This window comes from Oerskovia sp. NPDC060287 (assembly GCF_042726775.1).
Classification (GTDB): Bacteria; Actinomycetota; Actinomycetes; order Actinomycetales; family Cellulomonadaceae; genus Oerskovia; species Oerskovia merdavium.
Genome location: NZ_JBHXBO010000071.1, coordinates 1 through 18,932, shown reverse-complemented (window position 1 = coordinate 18,932; position 18,932 = coordinate 1). Strand labels below are relative to the sequence as shown.

The following is an 18,932-nucleotide window of genomic DNA, read 5'->3' as shown; positions in this document are numbered from 1 at the left end:
TGTCACGGGTGACACGAAGGTCCGGCTAGGGTCGTGTCACATGATCACCGACCCGCGCACGGATCCGCCACGCTCGGGAGACGAGCTGACTCTCCTCCGCGGCTTCCTCACGTTTCACCGCGAGACGCTGCGCTGGAAGACGGCTGACCTCGACGCCACGCAGCTCGACCAGAAGCATGGCCCGTCGACCATGACCCTGGGTGGGATGCTCAAGCACCTTGCGTTCGTCGAGTCGTACTGGTTCACGGAGATCTTCCAGGATGGCCCGGCGCTGCCGCCCTTCGACACCGTCGACTGGGACGCCGACGCGGACTGGGACTGGCACAGTGCCGCCGGTGAGACCGCGACCGAGCTCTGGGGGCTTCTCGACCGGGCGATCGATGCCTCGGACGCGGTCGTGGCGCAGACCCTGGCGGACCCGGAGGGCGCCGGGCTCGACACCCGCTCGGTGCGGGCGGCCCGTGACGGCGACCGCTGGAACCTGCGGTGGATCCTGATCCACATGATCGAGGAGTACTCGCGGCACAACGGGCACGCCGACCTGATCCGCGAGGCGATCGACGGCAGCGCCGGGGAGTAGGTGCCCGGCGCGGGCCGTTGCGGCCTCCCGGCGGTCACGCCAGGATGTCCGGCATGACCACGTCCCCCGTCCCTGAACCCGCACGAACACCTCCCCGCGGGCTGGGGCGAGGCGAGGTGCTCGGGTTCGTCGCCGGAGTGCTGCTCGTCGGCGTCGGGGTGTGGTTCGCGTCGCGCTCCTACGGTGCTGCTTCGTTCGGGTGGTTCGCGTACGCACCGCTGTCGGGGGAGACGCTCTACCCCTCCCGCCCGTGGTCCCAGGTCCTCGGGTTCGTCGCGCTGGGGGCAGGGCTCCTGGTGCTCGGCTTCGTCGCGGGGTGGGCGGTCGCCCGGCGTCGGGGCGGTGACGTCGGTACCGGGGCGGACCCGACCTCGACACCGAGATAGAGGGCCGGCGTCGAGGTAGAGGGCCCGGACCCTCTGTCTCGACGGGAGGGCTCTACCTCGGCGGCCGTGCGTCCTTGGCGCACGGCAGAATCGATCCCGTGACCACCGCGAACCCTCCCTATCGACTGGCCCTCCTCGACCTCGACGGGACGTTGACCGACTCGGCTCCCGGCATCCTCTCCTCGGTCCGGCACGCCTACGCGACCCTGGGGATCGAGACCCCGACCGACGAGACCCTGCGGCGCTTCGTCGGCCCTCCGCTCCACGAGACGTTCGCGCTGCACGGGGTCCCCGTCGACCGGGTCCCGGAGGCCCTCGCGGCGTACCGCGAGGTCTACGCGGCCGGAGCCATGCTCGACAACTCGCTCTACCCGGGGATCCTGGAGTGCCTGACGGCGGCGCGCGCCGCAGGCGTCCGGCTCGCGGTCGCGACCTCCAAGCCCGAGGTCTACGCGCGCCGCATCACCGCGCACTTCGGGATCGACGACCTGGTCGAGGGGGTCTACGGCGCGACCCTCGACGGATCGCGCGGCACCAAGGCGGACGTGATCGAGCACGCGCTCGCGTCGCTCGCGGTGTCCGACGGCGTGGCGGTCCCGGCAGCATCGGCAGCCCCGGCGGTCTCGGAGAGCGAGGAAGCTCCGGGAGCGGGGCGTGTCGGGTCCGTTCCCGACGGCCTGCCGCCGCGCGAGGAGATCGTCATGGTCGGCGACCGCGAGCACGACGTGCTGGGGGCCGCTGCGCACGGCATCGGCTGCCTCGGCGTCTCGTGGGGGTACGCCGAGCCGGGGGAGCTCGAGGACGCGGGCGCGCTCGCGGTCGTGGCGAGCGCCGACGAGCTGGCGCGGGCGCTGCGAGGCGAGTGACGCCGTCGGGCGGTGAAGAGCGAGGCCGCGAGAACCACGGGAGTCGCGAGAGTCGGACCGAAGGGTGTGACGCGCGGACCCTTCAGGAGCGCAAGGATCGGTCGTCAGGAGTGCACCGGCGCATCCCACCGTGCACTTCCGACATCGAGTCCGCAGACACAGGGTTGACCTTGACGTAGCGTCAACTTCTAGGGTCGATCGTGCTGCCTCACCCGAGGCCTGCAGAACCCGCAGCCCACGACGGCGCGCGTCGTCGTGGGCTTCCGCCCCGACCCTCCAGGAAGGAGGAGCGCATGACCGCCAACGCACCGCAGGCCCCGACCGACTGGTCGATCCAGGAGATCGCCCGCCTCGCCGGGACCACGAGCCGCACGCTGCGTCACTACGACGCGATCGGGCTGCTCGTGCCCAGCAGGGTCGGGCACAACGGCTACCGGTACTACGACGGGCCCGCGCTCGTGCGCCTCCAGCGGATCCTCCTCCTGCGGGACCTCGGCGTGGGCCTCCCGGCCGTCGCCGAGATCTTGGATCGGGACGGTGAGGCGAGCCCGGCCGTGCAGGCGGGGGCCCTGCGGACCCATCTGGACGCCCTGCGGGCCGAGCAGCAGCGGCTGACACGACAGATCGCGTCGGTCGAGCGCACGATCACGACCATGGAAGGAGGTGGGCGACTCATGGCGGACGAGATGTTCGACGGGTTCGACCACACGAAGCACGAGGCAGAGGTCACCGAGCGGTGGGGCGCCGAGGCCTACCGGACGGGCGACGCCTGGTGGCGCGGGCTGTCCGCGCAGGACAAGGCGGCGTACCAGGACCGGACCCGGCAGCTGGCCGCCGACTGGGCGGCCGCCGCTGCGGCAGGCGTCGCGCCCGACGGAGACGAGGCGCAGGCGCTCGCGCGCAGGCACGTCGAGTGGCTGAGCGGGATCCCGGGCACCCCGGGGCACGGCTCGGCGCCGGTCAGGGAGTACGTCGTCGGGCTCGGAGAGATGTACGTGGCCGACGAGCGGTTCGCCGCGAGCTACGGCGGCGTCGAGGGGGCCACGTTCGTGCGGGACGCGCTCGCGGTGTACGCGGACCGGAACCTGTAGGTCACCGGCCGCACCGGCCTCCCTGCCACACCCGCCACGACGTTCTACCTCGGCGTCGGCGTCGGCGTCGGAGCCGTCAGTGGCTCAGGGCCCGTGCCGGCAGGATGATCGGCGCCCCGCCGCCCGGGTGCTCGACGACCTCGACCGGGTAGTCGTACACCTCGCTCAGCCGCTCGGCCGTCAGCACCTCGGCGGGTGCCCCGTCGGCGACCACGCGGCCGCGAGCCATGAGCGTGACCTGGTCCGCGTAGGCCGACGCGAGCCCCAGGTCGTGCACGACGACGACCACGGCACCCCCGGCCGCCGCGTGGCGGCGCGCGATCTGCAGCACGAGCTCCTGGTGCTTGAGGTCGAGCGCGGCGGTCGGCTCGTCGAGCATGAGCAGCCCGGTCCGCTGGGCCAGGACGCGCGCGAGCGCGACGCGCGCCTTCTCGCCCCCGGACAGCGACGGGAAGTGCCGGTCGGCGAGGTGGGACACGTCGGTCGCGGCGAGCGAGTCGGCGACCACCTGGTCGTCGGTCTCCTCGAGGGGCGTCCCGCGCCAGGGTGCGCGGCCCATCTGCACGACGTCGAGCGACGTGAACGGGAAGCTGAGGTGGATCTGCTGCATGAGCACGGCCCGGCGCATCGCGAGCTCGGTCGCGGTCCACGACCCGAGCGGGGCGCCGTCGACCAGGACGGACCCGCCGTCGAGCGGCAGGTCGCCCGTGAGCGCACCGAGCAGCGACGACTTGCCCGCGCCGTTCGGCCCGAGCAGCGCCCGGACCTCGCCGGCCCGCACCGCGACCGACACGTCGCGCAGCACGGGGGTCCCGTCGAGCGAGAGCGTCGCTCCGCGCGCCTCGGTCACGACCGTGCCGGGCTCGGGAGCGCCCGGCAGGCGCGACGTGCGCCGCCGCCCCGTGACCGCGGTCCGGAGCGACGACCAGAAGCTGCTGCCCTCGTGGCGCGACTCGAGCTCCACGATCCCTGAGGTCCCGCGGCTCATGCCCAGCCTCCCTGGCGAGAGCGCGTGCGGCGCAGCAGGTAGAAGAAGAACGGCCCGCCCACGAGCGAGGTGATCATGCCGAGCGGCAGCTCGACGTTCGCGACCGCGGTGCGCGAGACGAGGTCCGCGAGCAGCAGGACCACGGCCCCGCCGAGCGCCGACGCGGGGATGAGCCAGCGGTGGCTCGGCCCGCAGACCATGCGGACCAGGTGCGGCACCACGAGCCCGACGAACGCGATGATCCCGGTGAACGCGACCCCGGCCGAGACGAGCAGCGCGACGAGCACGATCACGATCTGTCGCAGCCGTTCGACGTCGACGCCCAGGTGCTGCGCGGCACGCTCGCCCAGCGACAGGAGGTCCAGCTGGCGGCGCAGCAGCATCGCGCCGGTCACGCCGACGATCGCGATGGGCGCGACCACCGCGACCGATCCCCACGTGGCCCCGCCGAGCGAGCCGAGCTGCCAGAACACGATCTGCTCGCGCGCGGCCGGGTCGGCGACGAACGTGAAGAACGCGAGCAGCCCGCCCGCGAACGCGTTGACCGCGATGCCGGTGAGCACGAGCGTCACGACCTCGGTGCGTCCGCCGGACCGCGAGAGCGCGTAGACGACGAACGTCGTGATCAGTCCGCCCAGGAAGGCGGCCGCGGCGACCCAGGTCCCCGAGACGAGCGAGCCGGCGGTGACGATGACCGCGCACGCGCCCACGGCCGCGCCGGCGGAGACGCCGATCACGCCGGGCTCGGCGAGCGGGTTGCCGAACACGCCCTGCATGAGCGCGCCCGAGCAGGCGAGCGCGGCCCCGACCAGGATCGCCAGGACGACGCGCGGGAAGCGCACGACCCAGAGCGTGTTCTCGCCCTGCGGGTGCGAGGGCATGGGCCCGATGTCGAGGCCCATGTGGTGCATGAGCGAGCCGAGGACCTCGGCGGGCGACACGGGCACCTGCCCGGTCATGCCCGAGAGCACGGTGAGGACGAGCAGCGCGACGCCGAGGCCGATCATGAGCCAGGTCGCGGCGCGTCGTCGCCCGCGCCCGACGGCGGGGAGCGCGGGGGCGGGGCTCTCACCGTTCGCGGTGCCGCGGGAGGAGGGGTCCGGCCCGACGGCGCCGCGCGCCGGGGAGCCCGGCTCGCCGCTGCCCGTGGTCGTCCCGTCCGCGGTGCGCGGGGCGGTCGTGCGTTGCGCGGTGGTGAGGGAGCCGGAGGTGGTGGGTGTCGTCGTCGGGCCGGCGGGGCGGGAGGTCGGCGTCACGGGGCGGTCGACCCTGCGGCCGCCGCGGTGTCGGCCGAGCCGACCGCGCTGATGTCCGGCGCCGGGACGCCGTAGAACGCCTCGACGAGCGACGCGATGGTCTCGCCCGTGCGGGGGCCGAACGTCAGCAGGCGGCTGCCGTCCATGTCGATCACGCGCTGGTCCTGGCCTGCCGGGGTCTGCGCGAGGCCAGGGATGGCCATCATGGCGTCGAGACCGCCGCTCGACTCGAGGCCGTCTGTCATGACGAGGTAGGCGGCCGGGGCCGCCGAGATGATGGCCTCGCTCGTGACGGGCGCGTACTCCTGGGTGAGGCCGATCGCGGTGCCCGCGTCCGTGCCGCCGATCTCGCGGATCAGGTCGTCGGCGCCCGAGCCCGGCCCGAACAGCATCTTGATGTTCGACCCGCGCAGGTACAGGAACGCGACGAGCGGGTTGCCCGTGTCCGCGGGGACCCCGGCGAGTGCCGCACAGATCTGCTGGTCGGTGCGCTCGACGAGCGCCGCCCCGGCGTCAGGGACACCGAGCGTGGTCGCGACCGCGGTGATGCGGTCGTCGATCCCGTCGAGCGTGCGGGCCTCGTCGAAGTACACGACCGGGATCCCCGAGGACTCGAGCTGCGAGCGTGCGGTGTCGGTGAGGAGCGTGGCGTCGGTCAGGATGACGCTCGGGTTCAGGCCGAGGATGGTCTCGATGTTGAGGGCGTGGCCCGCGCCGGTCACGACGGGGACGTCGGCGGCCTCGGGGAAGCCCGTGGGCAGGTCGCGGCCCACCACGTTCGCGCCCAGGCCCAGGCTGTAGACGATCTCACCGAGCGTGCCGTACAGGTCCACCGCGATGATGCGCGAGGCATCGGTCACGGTGACCTCGCGGCCGTCGAACGACTGCACGGTCACGGGCAGCGTCGGGGTCGGTGCCGAGACGATCGGGTCGATCACGTTGTCGGCGAACGTCGCCGTCGTCGGGCCGGTCGGGAACGTCGCGGGGTCCACGGTGGGGCGCTCGCCCGTCTCGAGGGCCGCGCAGGCGTCCAGGGCGACGGCCTCGGTGGGGGCGTCCGGGGTGGCCGACCCGCTCGAGGTGGGCGCCGTCGTCGGGCCCTCCGGCTCGTACGGGAGCGGGGCGCATCCTGCGGCGAGCAGCACCGCGGCGAGCGTGGCGACGCCCGCGAACGACGATCGGCGCAGGCCGCGCGACAGCGGGCCGCGCGGACGCTCGGGGGAGGGGACGCGGGCAGGGTGCGACATCACAAGGGCTCCAGCAGGGATCGGCCGCCCCTGCGAGAAGGCGGCTCCGGGTAAGTTGAGGCTAACCTATGCAGGGCCTCGGCAGGGGTGCCGGTCCACGGGATCTTCTGTGATCTTGGAGACGCTGCCGGCGGTCCCGGAGGTGCTGCCGGCGGTCGTGCGCGGCCGGCTCGCGGCGCCGAACGTGCGGTGGGCGCCGAGGATCCAAGGAATCTCGACGCCCACCGCAGGGTCGACGGACGTCGACCGCATGCTCACCGCACGGTCAGCAGTGGACCGCGCCGAGCTCCGCGAACAGCGCGCTGTTGAGGCGGAACGCGAGCTTGGCCTCCTCGACCGTCTCGGCGAGCTGCTCGTCCGTGAGGTCCAGGGAGTCGAGGCGCTCGCGGTAGACGTCCTTGAACGGCTTGGCCTTGGGGATCTCGTCGAACGTGTAGAACGCGAGGCCGTCGGGGCCGAGCCCGTAGTGGCGCTCCATCATGCGCTTGATGATCTGGCCGCCCGACAGGTCGCCCAGGTAGCGCGTGTAGGCGTGCGCGGCGTAGGCCGAGAGCGACGTGCCGACCTCGAGCAGCCGGGCCACGTACGCCTCGGTCGCGGGCAGGATGCGGATCTCGGTGGCCCAGTCGGGCCCGACGAGGAACGCGAGGTCCTTCTCGATCGAGGGGGTGCGGGTCAGCTCGTCGAACACGAGGGTCGCGCCCTGGGCGTCGTCGCGGATCTGGGCGCTGGCCTGCTCGAGCGCACCGTAGATCGCGAACTGCTGCGCGGCGAGGTCCGTGTAGGCGGCGACGTCGAGCTCGCCCCCCATGAGCTTCTCGACGAAGCCCGTGGTCTCGGCCTGCTCGTGCTCGGGGCGGGTGCCCTCGCGCAGGCGCAGCGACAGGGTCGCGGGTGCGGCGTCGGTGGCGGGAAGGGTCTCAGCGGTCACGAGGGGCTCCTGCGGTTCGTCGTGTCACGTGCACGACGTCGGCACGTGCGCCGGGTTCGGCGCAGGGTCCACGGTGTGGTGACACATCGTCATGACGTCGCGTCAGGAACGATACAACAGTGAGGTGAGGTTTACCTATGCTCTGTGGGGGAGATCTCACGGACTGGTCCTGGGGGCGCGGTGTCACCTCGTGGGCAGGGCGTGCTCCGCGACGTCCTCGGGGTTGGGCAGGCCGTGCAGGAACCGGTACCCGACCGCGGCCACCACGACCGTGAGCCCGCCCGCGACGAGCAGCGGTGTCGTCAGGTCGATCCGGGCGAGCAGGCCGCCCAGCAACGAGCCGAGCGGCATGGTGCCCCAGAGCAGCGTGCGCCACGTCCCGTGCACGCGCCCCAGCAGGTGGCCCGGGATCGCGGCCTGGCGCAGCGACATGACCAGGACGTTCCACACCGACGTCGACCCGAACGACACCGCGAAGCACACGACCGCGACCGGGATCGTCGGGAAGAAGCCCATGACGACGAGCGCGACCGGGCCCACGAAGTTCGCCGCGGCCATGACGGGCCCGGCGCCGAACCGGACCTTGAGCGGGCTCACGACCACGGCGCCGACGATGCCCCCGACGGCGCCCGACAGCATGAACACCCCGAACCACTGCTCGGGCACGTCGAGGCGCTCGAGCACGAAGAGCACGTCCGTCGCGATCGCCGCCGAGAAGAACAGCGCGATCAGGATGCTGAGGAACCACAGGGGCCGCAGCATCGGGTGGCTCATGATGAAGCGGAAGCCGTCGGTGAGCTGGTGCGCGAACGTCGCACGGACGGACGGGAGCGCGGGCGTCCCGGCGTCGTCGTGCGGTGCGCCCGTGGCGGCGACGGGTGCGTCGTCGACCCGGCGTCGGCGCGCGCGGTGGGCGCCGGCCGCGGCGGCGGGCAGGAAGAACGCGAGCACCCCCGCGACCGCGTAGGACAGGGCGCCGATGCCCAGCGGGATCACGACCGCGACCGCGAACAGCGCCGACGTCACGGGCACCGCGAGGAAGTTCTGGACGACGAGCTCGCCCGCCTCGATGCGGGAGTTGGCACGCGGCAGGTCCGCGCGGCGCACGATCGCGGGGACGACGGCCCGGATCGCGCCGTCGTAGAGGGTCTCGAGCGCGCCGTACGCGAAGATCACCGCGTACAGCCACCAGATGGTCAGGGTGTCGGTCGCGAAGAGCGTGAGGAGCGTGACCGCGAGGAGGGTCCGGGTGCCGTTCGCGATCGCCATGGCGTGGCGACGGTCGATCCGGTCGAGCAGCACCCCGGACGGGATCGCGAAGAACAGCCACGGCAGCATCGCGACGGCCGCGATGCCTGCGATGAGCAAGGGGTCGTCCGTGAGGCGGGCCGCGAGGAGGGGCGCGGCGACGCGCGCGATCCCGTCGGCCAGGCTCGAGCTGATGTTCGCGGTGAAGACGTTGGTGAAGGACCGGCCGCGCCCGCGGCGCGCGGGTTCGTCGGGCTGCCCGGCCGGCGTCCGGGCAGCGTCAGCGGGGGGTGGGGGTTCTGCGGGGGGCACCGGAGAACTCTAGGCTCCCTGCCGCAGGGCTGTGCGCGGAGGTCACCGGCCCGACGGCGGAGCCGGGGCCGGGCCGTCGGGTGCGGTCTTGTCCGAGCCGCGGCCCGGCAGTGGATCCTGGCGGCTCCGGGAGGGTTCGTCTTCCGCGGAGCCGCAACAATTGTTGCGGCTCCGCAGAAACACACCCCTGGGGGAGAGGCCTGACGGCGAGAGACGTCGGTGGGCGCCGGCGCGGCAGGACGAAGCGGGTCGGGCCGGGAAGACCAGCGGCACCACGTGAGAGGCTGGCGGCGGCTCCCGCCGCGGGTGCGCCAGACGTCGGCGCCAGGCGCGCAGGACCGCCCCGCGGGGCTGTCCTACGCCGCGACGTCCTGCGTCCGGCGCGCCACGAGCGCGCTCTTGCCGCGCTTGCGCTGGGCTGCGGCGAACATGGCCATGAAGACGGCCGTGGTCACGAGCGCGGCGATCGCGTTCGCGACAGTTCCTTCGGGGGTCGAGTGCCGGTCCCCGAGGGTGAGCAGCAGGGCGACGTTCACGAGCCAGTGCACGAGGGTCGCGAGCGCGACGCGCTGCCCCACGGTTCCTCGCCCGAAGTGCCCCACGAGCACCGACAGGGCCACGGTCGCGAGCAGGAAGCCCACGATCACGACCGGCCCCGCGGTGAAGATCTGCACGTGCCACACGCCCCACACGAGGCCGGTCACGACGCTCGCGACCAGGAGCGAGAACCGGTTCTCGAGCAGCGGCTGGAGCATGCCGCGCCACCCGATCTCCTCGCCGGCCGCACCCACGAGGTAGGTGAGGAGCAGCAGCACGAACGGCACGCCCGCGGTCGCGTGCACCCCTGCGAGGGGTTCGCCCTGCACCAGGAGCGTCACGACGAGCACGCCCCAGTAGAGCAGGCACGCCGCGAACGCGAGGACGAGGTGGGCGACGACCTGGCGGCGAGGGACGGCGCCCGGCAGCAGCGGCGCGAGGCGCCCCCGGAAGATCGCGAACGTGAGCCCGGCCCCGACTGCGGGAGCGAGCTGGACCAGCGGGAGCACGCCCGGGTCGATCCCCGAGACCGGCTGGAGGAGGAGCATCGCGCCCGACGCGACGAACGTCAGCACGACGAACGTGAGGGTCGGGACGAGGAAGGCGCGAGGTGCTGGGGCGGTCGAGGTCACGCCGCAGGCTCGCAGCCCGTCGCGCGGGGTGTCAATCTCAACCGGCCACGAGCTCCTGCGTCCCGACGGCCCGCAGGACGAACGCCTCGGTGGCCTCGATCGCGCGCTCGCGCTGGGCGGGGTCCTCGGGGATGAGGCGGCCCGAGAGGCACGCGTTGACGAGCTGGACCGTGGTGCTGAGGTCCTGCTCGGGGAACTCGCCGCACGCGATGCCCGCGGTCAGGATGCGACGCAACGTGTCCTCGACGATCACGGCGTGCTCGCGCAGGCGCTGCTGCGTGCCGCGCGAGAGCACGGTGCGCAGGTCCGGCCCGGGGGCCAGGTGGAAGACCCGCTTGAGCTGCGCCTGCTGACGGATGTAGGTGCGGAGCTGTTCGACCGGGTCGTCGACGCCCTCCAGCGCGCGCTCCAGGGTGCCGACGTACTGCTCGGTCTCGTGCGTGATGAACCCCAGGAGCAGCGACTCCTTGTCGGGGAAGTGGTTGTACACCGCGGTGCGTCCCACGCCCGCGGCGGCGGCGATGTCCGCGAGCGAGATCGCGTCGAAACCGCGGTCCATCATGAGGTTCGAGAGCGCCGCGAAGAGCTTCTGACGGGTCTGTGCGCGGTGCTCGTGGAGCGAACCGCCGATGATCTTCGGCATGCTGACATCATAGGCACTTGCTGTCAGAATGCTAATTCGCAGGATCCTGCGGCTCCTGAGCCCACCCCGCGATCCGGCTGCCTACACTGGCAGCAGCCCCGGATCGACCCGACAAGGACGTCGGAGGAAGGCGATCATGACCGACCATCGTGCACCCGCCCGCCCCGACGGCCCCGACGCAGGGGACGGCCCCAGCGACCCGGCCCGGCCCGCGTCCGTCCGCGCGGCCCGGGAGACCTTCCTCAGCACGGGCGCGCTCCCGCCCGGCATCCGTCCCCTCGTGGCCGAGTCGTGGCGCCGCAGCGCCCGCAGCGGCGTCGACCCCGACTCGCCCCAGCCGGACACGTCCATCACCGACCTCGACCTCGGCGCCTACCGGTCGCAGCACCCGCTCGCGCGAGCCATGCCGGTCGTGCGCGACCTCCTGGTCGCGGGCCTCGCGGGCGAGAGCGCGGTCGTCGCGCTGACCGACGACGCCGGTCGCCTCCTGTGGGTCGAGGGCAGCTCGAGCGTGCGTGACCAGGTGGGACGCATCGGGTTCGTCGAGGGGGCGGTGTGGCGCGAGGAGCGCGTCGGGACCAACGCTCCGGGGACGGCCCTCGCGACGGGCCGACCGGTCCAGGTCCTGGGTGCAGAGCACTTCACGCGCCCCGTCCAGTCCTTCAACTGCGCGGCCGTGCCCGTGCGCGACCTGCACACCGGCCGTGTCCTGGGGGTCCTGGACGTCACGGGAGGGCGGGTTGCGGGGTCGGGTCTCGTGCTCTCGCTCGTGCGCGCGTCGGTCGCGGCGGTCGAGCGCGAGCTCGCCGAGCACGTCCCGCCCGGCGGTCGGCTCGCAGGGGCTGCGAGCGCCCCGCAGCTCGACGTCCTGGGACGTCCGGGGGGCACGCTGCGGGCGGCGCCCGGAGCAGCGGCGGGGTGGCCCGGCCCGGGCACGTACGCGACCGTGCCCGACGGCGGCACGCACGCTGCGCCGTCGGGCCGCCTGAGCCTTCGCCACAGCGAGATCCTCCTGCTGCTCGCGGCGCACCCGCGGGGGCTCGGTGCGGACGAGCTGGCCGTGCTGCTGCACCCGGGCGAGCTGTCGGACGTCACGGTGCGGGCGGAGGTGTCGCGCCTGCGGCGGGCCGTGGGGCCGCTGCTGGGCGGTTCGCGCCCGTACCGGCTGGGCGGGCTCCTGCGCACGGACCTCGACACCGTCCGTGACCTGCTCGCGGTGGGCGACGTGCACGGGGCGCTCACGGCGTACGCGGGGCCGGTGCTGCCGCGGTCGGTCGCGCCGGGTGTCGAGCAGCTGCGCGACGAGCTCTCGGCCGAGGTGCGCGGGGCGGTCCTCGCGTCGGGCGACCCGGGGGCCGTGGGCCGCTGGCTCGCGAGCGACGAGGGCGCCGACGACCACGCGGCGTGGCGCCGGCTCGCCGCCCTCGCCGCGCCGGGCAGCCCCGCCGCGGCGCGGGCCCGGGCGCGTCTCGCGCTGCTGGACCGCTCGCTGGGCTGAGGTACCCGCCCCGACCGGGGCGTGCGCTCGTTCTGACAGGTTGACTGCAACCCTCCTGCAACCCTGGCGCCCGTAGCGTCCTGACCAACCCGGCGCAACGGTGCGCCACGGGCCGTGGACCGCGTCGGCCGGCGGGCAGCCGACACCACGCAGGCCACGCACGGCACGGAGCACTGCAAGGAGGCAGACGCACATGACCGTCTACGCAGCACCCGGTACCCCCGGGGCGATCGCCGAGTACAGGTCCCGCTACGACCACTGGATCGGCGGCGAGTACGTCGCACCGGCGAGCGGCCGGTACTTCGAGAACCCGAGCCCCGTCACGGGCCGCACCTTCACCGAGGTCGCGCGCGGGACGGCCGAGGACATCGACCGCGCCCTGGACGCCGCGCACGGCGCCGCCCGCACCTGGGGAAAGACCACGGCGACCGAGCGCGCCGTGATCCTCAACAAGATCGCCGACCGCATGGAGGCCAACCTCGAGAAGATCGCGGTCGCCGAGACGTGGGAGAACGGCAAGCCCGTGCGCGAGACGCTCGCCGCGGACATCCCGCTCGCGATCGACCACTTCCGCTACTTCGCGGGCGCGATCCGCGCGCAGGAGGGCTCGATCTCCGAGATCGACGAGGACACCATCGCGTACCACTTCCACGAGCCGCTGGGCGTGGTCGGGCAGATCATCCCGTGGAACTTCCCCATCCTCATGGCCGTGTGGAAGCTGGCCCCCGCGCTCGCGGCGGGCAACTGCGTGGTCCTCAAGCCCGCCGAGCAGACGCCCGCGTCGATCCTGTTCCTGATCGACATCATCGGGGACCTGCTGCCCCCGGGCGTCCTCAACGTGGTCAACGGGTTCGGGGTCGAGGCGGGCAAGCCGCTCGCGTCGAGCCCGCGCATCCGCAAGATCGCGTTCACGGGCGAGACCACGACGGGCCGGCTCATCATGCAGTACGCGAGCCAGAACATCATCCCGGTCACGCTCGAGCTGGGCGGCAAGTCGCCCAACCTGTTCTTCGAGGACGTGGCGCGCGAGAAGGACGACTTCTACGACAAGGCCCTCGAGGGGTTCACGATGTTCGCCCTCAACCAGGGCGAGGTGTGCACGTGCCCGTCGCGCGCGCTCATCCAGTCGTCGATCTACGACTCGTTCCTGGGCGACGCGATCGAGCGGACCAAGGCCGTCAAGCAGGGCAACCCCCTGGACACCGAGACCATGATCGGCGCGCAGGCGTCCAACGACCAGCTCGAGAAGATCCTCAGCTACATCGACATCGGCAAGGCCGAGGGGGCCAAGGTCCTCACGGGCGGCACGCGCGCCGAGATGAGCGGCGACCTCGCGGGCGGCTACTACGTGACGCCGACGATCTTCGAGGGCAAGAACTCGATGCGGATCTTCCAGGAGGAGATCTTCGGTCCCGTCGTCGCGGTCACGGACTTCGCCGACTTCGACGACGCGATCACGGTCGCGAACGACACCCTGTACGGCCTGGGCGCGGGCGTGTGGTCGCGCGAGGCCAACATCGCCTACCGGGCGGGCCGCGAGATCCAGGCGGGCCGCGTCTGGACGAACTGCTACCACGCGTACCCCGCGGCGGCGGCGTTCGGCGGGTACAAGGGCTCGGGCGTGGGCCGCGAGAACCACAAGATGATGCTCGACCACTACCAGCAGACCAAGAACCTCCTGGTCAGCTACTCGGCCTCGAAGCTCGGCTTCTTCTAGGCCTGCAGGAGGCGACCGTCGTGTGCGGGGTCCGGGACGTCCCGGGCCCCGCGCACGGCGGCCGCACCGTCCGGACCGTCCGCCACGAGGGGAGAAGGAACCATGCCCGACGACGTCACGCCCGCCCTGCAGGTCACCGCACCGGGGGCGGTGGGCACCGTGCCGGGCGGGGGGGCGGGCGCCGCACCGAGCGAGGGACTGCCTGGGCGCGTGACCCTCACCGAGGGCGCGGCAGAGCTGCTCGCCCGGCTCCGCGTCCAGTACGGCGAGCTCATGTTCCACCAGTCCGGCGGGTGCTGCGACGGGTCGTCGCCCATGTGCTACCCGCAGGGCGAGTTCCTCACGTCGGACGCCGACGTGCACCTGGGCGACCTCACGGTCACGGACTCGTACTCGGCCCTGGCCGAGGTGCCCGACGCCCTGCCGCTCGGGGGACTGTCGGACGACCCTGCGCTCGCGGTACCGCCGGGACCCGTGGACCCGGAGCACGGCGCGACGCCGGCCCGCGGGGCGGCGACCGTGCTGTCGGCCGTGGTCTCGGGTCACGTGCTGTCCGAGCCTGCGGTGGCGCCGGGGCTCGCGGGCGACGGGACGCGGGCCGGTGGCCCGACGTTCACCGTGCCGTTCTGGATGAGCCGCAACCAGTTCGAGTACTGGAAGCACACGCACCTCACGGTCGACGTGGTCCCGGGACGAGGGTCGGGGTTCAGCGTCGAGGCGCCCGAGGGCGTGCGGTTCATCATCCGGTCGAGGCTGTTCTCGGACGAGGAGTCGGAGGCGCTCGCCGGCCAGGTGCTGTGATCCGCCGTCCTGTGACCCGCCGTCCTGGGCCCCGCAGTCGGGTGCCCGCCGGCCCACCCGTGCGGTGCGCGCACGTCGTGCACGTCACACGAGGACGAACGTCACATCCGGCTGCCGAGCACACCTCGTCACCGCGCCCGGCCACCCGCGCCATGGCAGTCTTCCGAGCATGAGTGCTGAACCGCCCGTGGCATCCCCAACCCCCACCCGAGTTCCCGGCAAGGTCGTCCTCGCCTGCCTCGCGGCTGCTCTCGGCGGGCTCCTGTTCGGCTTCGACACGTCGGTCGTCAACTCGGCCGTCGGTGCACTGAGCGAGCACTTCGAGCTGGCCGCGAGCATGCGCGGCATGGTGGCCTCGCTGTCGCTCCTGGGCTGCGCGGTCGGTGCTTGGTTCGCGGGGTCGGTCGCGGAGCGGGTCGGGCGCGTGCGGGTCATGCTCCTCTCGGCGCTGCTGTTCGGCGGCTGTGCGGTGCTCGCGGCGTTCACGCCGTCGGTCGCCCTGCTCCTGCCCGTGCGGTTCGTCGCGGGCATCGGGATCGGTGCGGCCTCGGTCATGGCCTCGGGCTACATCGCGGAGGTCGCCCCGGCGCGAGCCCGTGGACGCCTCGGCGGCCTCCAGCAGCTCTTCATCACGGTCGGGATCTTCGTGGCGCTCGCGGCCGGGCTGGCGATGTCCCGCGCGGCCGGGGGCGCGGCGCACGAGCTGTGGGCGGGCCTGCCGGCCTGGCGGTGGATGTTCCTCGGCGAGCTCGTCCCCGCGGCCCTCTACGCGCTGGCCGCGTTCCGCCTGCCCGAGTCCCCGCGGTACCTGGTCGCGCAGGGGCGTGAGGACGAGGCCAAGCGCGTCCTCCGGCGGTTCACGGGAGTCGACGACCGCGAGGTCGACGAGACCGTGGAAGAGATCCGGACGTCGATCGGCGAGCACGCGACGACGTCGCTGCGCGACCTGCGCGGCCCGGCCCTGGGGCTCAGGCCCATCGTGTGGATCGGGCTGGGCGTCGCGGCACTCATCCAGCTGAGCGGCATCAACGCGGTCTTCGTCTACTCGACGTCGCTGTGGGAGTCGGTGGGCTTCACCGAGGCCCGGGCGCTGACCATGTCGCTCGTGACCGCGGCGGTCAACATCGTCGTGACGGTCGTCGCGATCATGCTCGCCGACCGGTTCGGGCGTCGCCCCATGCTCGCGGCCGGGTCGGTCGGCATGGCGGTCTCGCTCGCGGTCACGGCGTTCGCGTTCGGTCACGCGACGACGTCGGCGGCGGGCGAGCTGGTCTTCCCGCAGGTGTGGGCCATGACCGCGCTCGTGGCGGTGAACCTCATGGTGGTCTCGTTCGGCCTCACGTGGGGGCCGCTCGGCTGGGTCCTGCTGGGCGAGATGTTCCCGAACTCGATCCGTGCGACGGCGCTCGCGGTGGCGACGGCCGTGCAGTGGTTCGTGAACTACGGCGTGACCCGGTCCTTCCCCGTCGTGAGCGAGTCGTGGGGGCTGCCTGCGACGTACGGGACCTTCGCGGCGATCTCGGCGTTCGCGGTGTTCTTCGTGCTGCGCTTCCTGCCCGAGACCAAGGGGCGGACCCTCGAGCAGATGGGCGACGGCGCCCGGGTGGGGTGAAGCCCAGGATCTCACCCTGTGCGGTGCTTCCCCAGGTACCGGCGGGAATCGTAGCGTTGGATCGGAAACCTGGGGAGGGCCGCCGATGTTCACGCAGGTCGTCGTGCACCGCCCCAAGGACGAGTTCCGGGGCGAGACGGTCGCGTTCCTCCAGCGCGTGACCGAGGCCGCCCGGGTGCTCCCGGGGGTCGTCGAGGCCGTGGTGTGGGCCGAGGGCGACGGCGAGCGCGTCGTCCTGACCACCACGTGGGAGTCGCCGGCGACCTTCGCGGCGGGTGAGGACGCGCTGTTCGACCTGCTCCAGAGCGTCCCGTACGACGAGTGGATGCGCGAGCCCCTCGACGTCCTGCTCCTCGACGAGATCCCGCCGCCGGCCGCTTGAGCGCAGGGGGTTCACCCTGGTGGCCTGCGGGCCTACCATTCCGTGCATGACGTCGACGCCCGCCCAGCCCGCCCCGCAGGACCCCGCAGGGATCACCCCGGACACCAAGGACTGGACGTGGGTCCTCGAGCGCCCGTGCCCCGAGTGCGGCTTCGTGTCGTCGGCCGTGGACCCGGACCAGGTCGGGCCTGCGGTCCGGTCGTCGGTCGTGCGCTGGCAGGAGGTCCTGGAGCGCCCCGACGCGGCGCTGCGCCCGGACGAGCACACGTGGTCGCCGCTCGAGTACGCGGCGCACGTGCGCGACGTGTTCGGCATCTTCGACGTGCGGCTCGCCTCGATGGTCGAGGGGGACGACCCGCAGTTCGCGAACTGGGACCAGGACGCGGCAGCGGTCGAGGGCGACTACGCGAGCCAGGACCCGCAGGTGCTCTCGCGCGAGATCGCGTTCGCGGGCGACCGGGTCGCGGGCCGGTTCGACGCCGTCGGGCCCGACGACTGGGAGCGTCCCGGTCGCCGCTCGAACGGCTCGGTCTTCACGGTCCGCACGCTCGGGCAGTACTTCCTGCACGACGTGGTCCACCACCTGCACGACGTGGGTGCGCCGACCGCCTGAGTCCCTTCCGGCCCGGCCCGCCCCGCGAGCCCGACGTCCCGCGCACGACCCACGCCCGTAACCTCCCGGCATTCTTGGCGGTCGTCGACCCGTCTAGCGTCACGTCATGACGCTTCCTCTGACGGGGTCGGTCCCCGAGATGTACAGCAGTGACCATCTGCTCGCGCTGCCGCGCTCGCGCGGCGTGGCGCGTCCGGGGATCGAGGCGCTCGCGCAGGCCTGGTACCCGGAGGCGGGCTGGGTCAGCGAGCCGTCGAGCGGTCCGGCGGAGCGTCCCATGGCGGGTGCCCGCTTCCGCGGGGTGGTGCCCGACGACGTCCGTCGCCCCGGGGTCCTGCGGCTCACCGAGGGCGTGGAGGTCGTGGGGCCGTTCGTGGTCCCGGCTCCGCAGTCGCTCGCGCTGGACCTGGCCTCGTCGGTCGCGGAGCTGTGGGCCGTGCGCGTCGCGCACAGGTCGCGCGACCGGCTCCCGGCCGAGGTCGACGACCGCGACGGCCTGGCACGGGTCTTCGCCGCGGGGCTCCCGGACGACGTGGAGCTGCGGGTGGTCCGGTGGATGGTGGCCGCGGCGCGCAAGGTCGGGGGCACGCTGTTCGTCGACGGCGTCGTGCCGCTCGCGCCCGAGCCGGCGGCCGCGGTCGACCTGACGCTCTACAGCGCGCAGGCCCTGACCCCCGACGCCGCGCTCGGTTCGCTGCAGACCGTCGTGCCGGGCGCACGCGTCGTGGAGGTCGTGGAGCGCCCGGACCGGCTGGTCGACTTCGCGCTCGACGGGGAGACGGCGTACGACGGCGCGCTGCGGGTCGTGGTGCGCAAGGTGGACGTGGTCCCGGCCGTGCTCGGGGCCCTGGACTGGCGCGAGTACGGCCCGTTCGCGTACCGCATGAGCTGGGTGCCGGCGGACTCGTACGAGCTCGAGGTCGAGGAGCCGTCGGGTCTGCACCTCATCGCGCGCTCGCGCATGCGGGCCTCGGTGGCCCGGCTCGCGTCGGTCCTGCAGGGGCGGGCGGCCGGCGTGCTCGTGGACGACGGCGGCTTCGAGGTGACGTCCGCGGAGGTGGACGAACGCATCGCGGCGGTGAGCACGGCCCGCTTCTGGGTGTGACCCGCTCCCAGAGTTGTCCACAGATTCTGTGCACAAGCCTGTGGGTAACTCCGCGAGACCGCGCCTCCGGTTGTGGATGAACCTGTGGTCTCGGCCCGGGCAGAAATACCTCGTGCAGAGGTCTTGCCGCAGGCCCCGGCACAGGACTAGAAACGACAGTGTTGGCTCCGACGGGTACGGACGAGGCAGCCCCGACGACGCTCTCCCGCACGGGAGGACGGACCGGCAAGGACGCTGGAACCACAACCCCGAGGGACCCTGGTCGACCGGAAAACGGTGGGACGTCTCGTGGCCGCAAGGCCCCGAGCTGCGGGTGACGACGCAGGTCTCCAGCGGACCGGAAGACCGATCGTGAGAGACACCTCCCAAGGAGACCGGGACGGACTTCGGTACGTCGCGGGGGAGGCGTCGAGCCGCGACGTCGACGCGGAGCCCGGCCGGCCTACCCCTGCGGCCGACCACACAGGGCACACGGTCATCAGCGAGG

General features: G+C 73.0%; 17 protein-coding genes and 2 pseudogenes. 12 read left to right on the top strand and 7 right to left on the bottom strand.

Going from position 1 to position 18,932, the window contains the following annotated elements; translation table 11 throughout:
* Positions 1 to 40 precede the first annotated feature (40 nt).
* The 4 genes from ACFWFR_RS08650 to ACFWFR_RS08635 all read left to right on the top strand — a co-directional run bounded on the left by ACFWFR_RS08650 (position 41) and on the right by ACFWFR_RS08635 (position 2,923).
* On the top strand, positions 41 to 580 hold the full coding sequence (locus ACFWFR_RS08650; RefSeq protein ID WP_377622456.1) for a DinB family protein: 540 nt from the start codon (positions 41 to 43) through the stop codon (positions 578 to 580).
* 53 nt (positions 581 to 633) lie between these two features.
* Positions 634 to 966 (top strand): hypothetical protein, encoded by a 333-nt coding sequence (locus tag ACFWFR_RS08645; protein WP_377622455.1) that lies wholly within the window; start codon positions 634 to 636, stop codon positions 964 to 966.
* Between the two features lie 98 nt (positions 967 to 1,064).
* The gene (locus ACFWFR_RS08640; protein WP_377622453.1) at positions 1,065 to 1,832 is read left to right on the top strand and encodes an HAD hydrolase-like protein; all 768 of its coding nucleotides are present in this window, start codon (positions 1,065 to 1,067) and stop codon (positions 1,830 to 1,832) included.
* 293 nt (positions 1,833 to 2,125) lie between these two features.
* Positions 2,126 to 2,923, top strand: coding sequence for a MerR family transcriptional regulator (locus ACFWFR_RS08635; protein ID WP_377622451.1), 798 nt, complete (start codon positions 2,126 to 2,128; stop codon positions 2,921 to 2,923).
* Between the two features lie 76 nt (positions 2,924 to 2,999).
* Here the strand turns inward: ACFWFR_RS08635 and ACFWFR_RS08630 are convergent, their stop codons facing one another.
* The 7 genes from ACFWFR_RS08630 to ACFWFR_RS08600 form a co-directional block, all read right to left on the bottom strand.
* Positions 3,000 to 3,911 carry a heme ABC transporter ATP-binding protein gene (locus ACFWFR_RS08630; protein ID WP_377622450.1) on the bottom strand — a complete coding sequence of 304 codons (912 nt, stop codon included), beginning with the start codon at positions 3,909 to 3,911 and terminating at the stop codon, positions 3,000 to 3,002.
* Positions 3,908 to 5,167, bottom strand: coding sequence for a FecCD family ABC transporter permease (locus tag ACFWFR_RS08625; protein ID WP_377622448.1), 1,260 nt, complete (start codon positions 5,165 to 5,167; stop codon positions 3,908 to 3,910). The genes ACFWFR_RS08630 and ACFWFR_RS08625 overlap by 4 nt, the downstream gene beginning before the upstream one ends.
* The gene (locus tag ACFWFR_RS08620; protein WP_377622447.1) at positions 5,164 to 6,414 is read right to left on the bottom strand and encodes a hemin ABC transporter substrate-binding protein; all 1,251 of its coding nucleotides are present in this window, start codon (positions 6,412 to 6,414) and stop codon (positions 5,164 to 5,166) included. The genes ACFWFR_RS08625 and ACFWFR_RS08620 overlap by 4 nt, the downstream gene beginning before the upstream one ends.
* Before the next feature lie 265 nt (positions 6,415 to 6,679).
* Positions 6,680 to 7,345, bottom strand: coding sequence for a heme oxygenase (biliverdin-producing) (locus ACFWFR_RS08615; RefSeq protein ID WP_377622446.1), 666 nt, complete (start codon positions 7,343 to 7,345; stop codon positions 6,680 to 6,682).
* Between the two features lie 183 nt (positions 7,346 to 7,528).
* Positions 7,529 to 8,905, bottom strand: coding sequence for an MFS transporter (locus ACFWFR_RS08610; RefSeq protein WP_377622444.1), 1,377 nt, complete (start codon positions 8,903 to 8,905; stop codon positions 7,529 to 7,531).
* A gap of 356 nt (positions 8,906 to 9,261) precedes the next feature.
* The gene (locus tag ACFWFR_RS08605) at positions 9,262 to 10,074 is read right to left on the bottom strand and encodes a CPBP family intramembrane glutamic endopeptidase (RefSeq protein ID WP_377622443.1); all 813 of its coding nucleotides are present in this window, start codon (positions 10,072 to 10,074) and stop codon (positions 9,262 to 9,264) included.
* A gap of 37 nt (positions 10,075 to 10,111) precedes the next feature.
* Positions 10,112 to 10,717 (bottom strand): TetR/AcrR family transcriptional regulator, encoded by a 606-nt coding sequence (locus tag ACFWFR_RS08600; RefSeq protein ID WP_377622442.1) that lies wholly within the window; start codon positions 10,715 to 10,717, stop codon positions 10,112 to 10,114.
* Positions 10,718 to 10,853: 136 nt separating this feature from the next.
* Here ACFWFR_RS08600 and ACFWFR_RS08595 point away from each other — a divergent pair, with 136 nt between their 5' ends.
* From ACFWFR_RS08595 to ACFWFR_RS08560, 8 genes and pseudogenes are all read left to right on the top strand, one after another.
* Positions 10,854 to 12,215 carry a transcriptional regulator gene (locus tag ACFWFR_RS08595; RefSeq protein ID WP_377622440.1) on the top strand — a complete coding sequence of 454 codons (1,362 nt, stop codon included), beginning with the start codon at positions 10,854 to 10,856 and terminating at the stop codon, positions 12,213 to 12,215.
* A 193-nt stretch (positions 12,216 to 12,408) separates the two neighbouring features.
* Positions 12,409 to 13,932 (top strand): aldehyde dehydrogenase, encoded by a 1,524-nt coding sequence (gene adh / locus ACFWFR_RS08590; protein ID WP_056644733.1) that lies wholly within the window; start codon positions 12,409 to 12,411, stop codon positions 13,930 to 13,932.
* 102 nt (positions 13,933 to 14,034) lie between these two features.
* Positions 14,035 to 14,313, top strand: a pseudogene (locus ACFWFR_RS08585) (DUF779 domain-containing protein); the annotation flags it as partial.
* Positions 14,314 to 14,541: 228 nt separating this feature from the next.
* A pseudogene (locus ACFWFR_RS08580) lies at positions 14,542 to 14,733 on the top strand (DUF779 domain-containing protein); the annotation flags it as partial.
* Positions 14,734 to 14,902: 169 nt separating this feature from the next.
* A complete protein-coding gene (locus tag ACFWFR_RS08575) occupies positions 14,903 to 16,345 on the top strand; it encodes a sugar porter family MFS transporter (RefSeq protein ID WP_377622439.1) in 1,443 nt (480 codons plus the stop codon).
* Between the two features lie 85 nt (positions 16,346 to 16,430).
* Complete coding sequence (locus ACFWFR_RS08570) at positions 16,431 to 16,727, top strand: hypothetical protein (RefSeq protein WP_354508750.1); 297 nt, start codon at positions 16,431 to 16,433, stop codon at positions 16,725 to 16,727.
* 46 nt (positions 16,728 to 16,773) lie between these two features.
* Positions 16,774 to 17,340, top strand: coding sequence for a DinB family protein (locus tag ACFWFR_RS08565; RefSeq protein WP_377622437.1), 567 nt, complete (start codon positions 16,774 to 16,776; stop codon positions 17,338 to 17,340).
* A 106-nt stretch (positions 17,341 to 17,446) separates the two neighbouring features.
* On the top strand, positions 17,447 to 18,445 hold the full coding sequence (locus tag ACFWFR_RS08560; protein ID WP_377622436.1) for a hypothetical protein: 999 nt from the start codon (positions 17,447 to 17,449) through the stop codon (positions 18,443 to 18,445).
* The last annotated feature ends 487 nt before the right edge of the window (positions 18,446 to 18,932 follow it).

Bases quoted from the DNA above. Each gene is read 5' to 3' on its own strand.
- ACFWFR_RS08650 (WP_377622456.1), top strand. From the start codon at position 41: ATGATCACCGACCCGCGCACGGATCCGCCACGCTCGGGAGACGAGCTG.
- ACFWFR_RS08645 (WP_377622455.1), top strand. From the start codon at position 634: ATGACCACGTCCCCCGTCCCTGAACCCGCACGAACACCTCCCCGCGGG.
- ACFWFR_RS08635 (WP_377622451.1), top strand. From the start codon at position 2,126: ATGACCGCCAACGCACCGCAGGCCCCGACCGACTGGTCGATCCAGGAG.
- ACFWFR_RS08630 (WP_377622450.1), bottom strand. From the start codon at position 3,911: ATGAGCCGCGGGACCTCAGGGATCGTGGAGCTCGAGTCGCGCCACGAG.
- ACFWFR_RS08620 (WP_377622447.1), bottom strand. From the start codon at position 6,414: ATGTCGCACCCTGCCCGCGTCCCCTCCCCCGAGCGTCCGCGCGGCCCG.
- ACFWFR_RS08600 (WP_377622442.1), bottom strand. From the start codon at position 10,717: ATGCCGAAGATCATCGGCGGTTCGCTCCACGAGCACCGCGCACAGACC.
- ACFWFR_RS08595 (WP_377622440.1), top strand. From the start codon at position 10,854: ATGACCGACCATCGTGCACCCGCCCGCCCCGACGGCCCCGACGCAGGG.
- adh (WP_056644733.1), top strand. From the start codon at position 12,409: ATGACCGTCTACGCAGCACCCGGTACCCCCGGGGCGATCGCCGAGTAC.
- ACFWFR_RS08575 (WP_377622439.1), top strand. From the start codon at position 14,903: ATGAGTGCTGAACCGCCCGTGGCATCCCCAACCCCCACCCGAGTTCCC.
- ACFWFR_RS08570 (WP_354508750.1), top strand. From the start codon at position 16,431: ATGTTCACGCAGGTCGTCGTGCACCGCCCCAAGGACGAGTTCCGGGGC.
- ACFWFR_RS08565 (WP_377622437.1), top strand. From the start codon at position 16,774: ATGACGTCGACGCCCGCCCAGCCCGCCCCGCAGGACCCCGCAGGGATC.
- ACFWFR_RS08560 (WP_377622436.1), top strand. From the start codon at position 17,447: ATGACGCTTCCTCTGACGGGGTCGGTCCCCGAGATGTACAGCAGTGAC.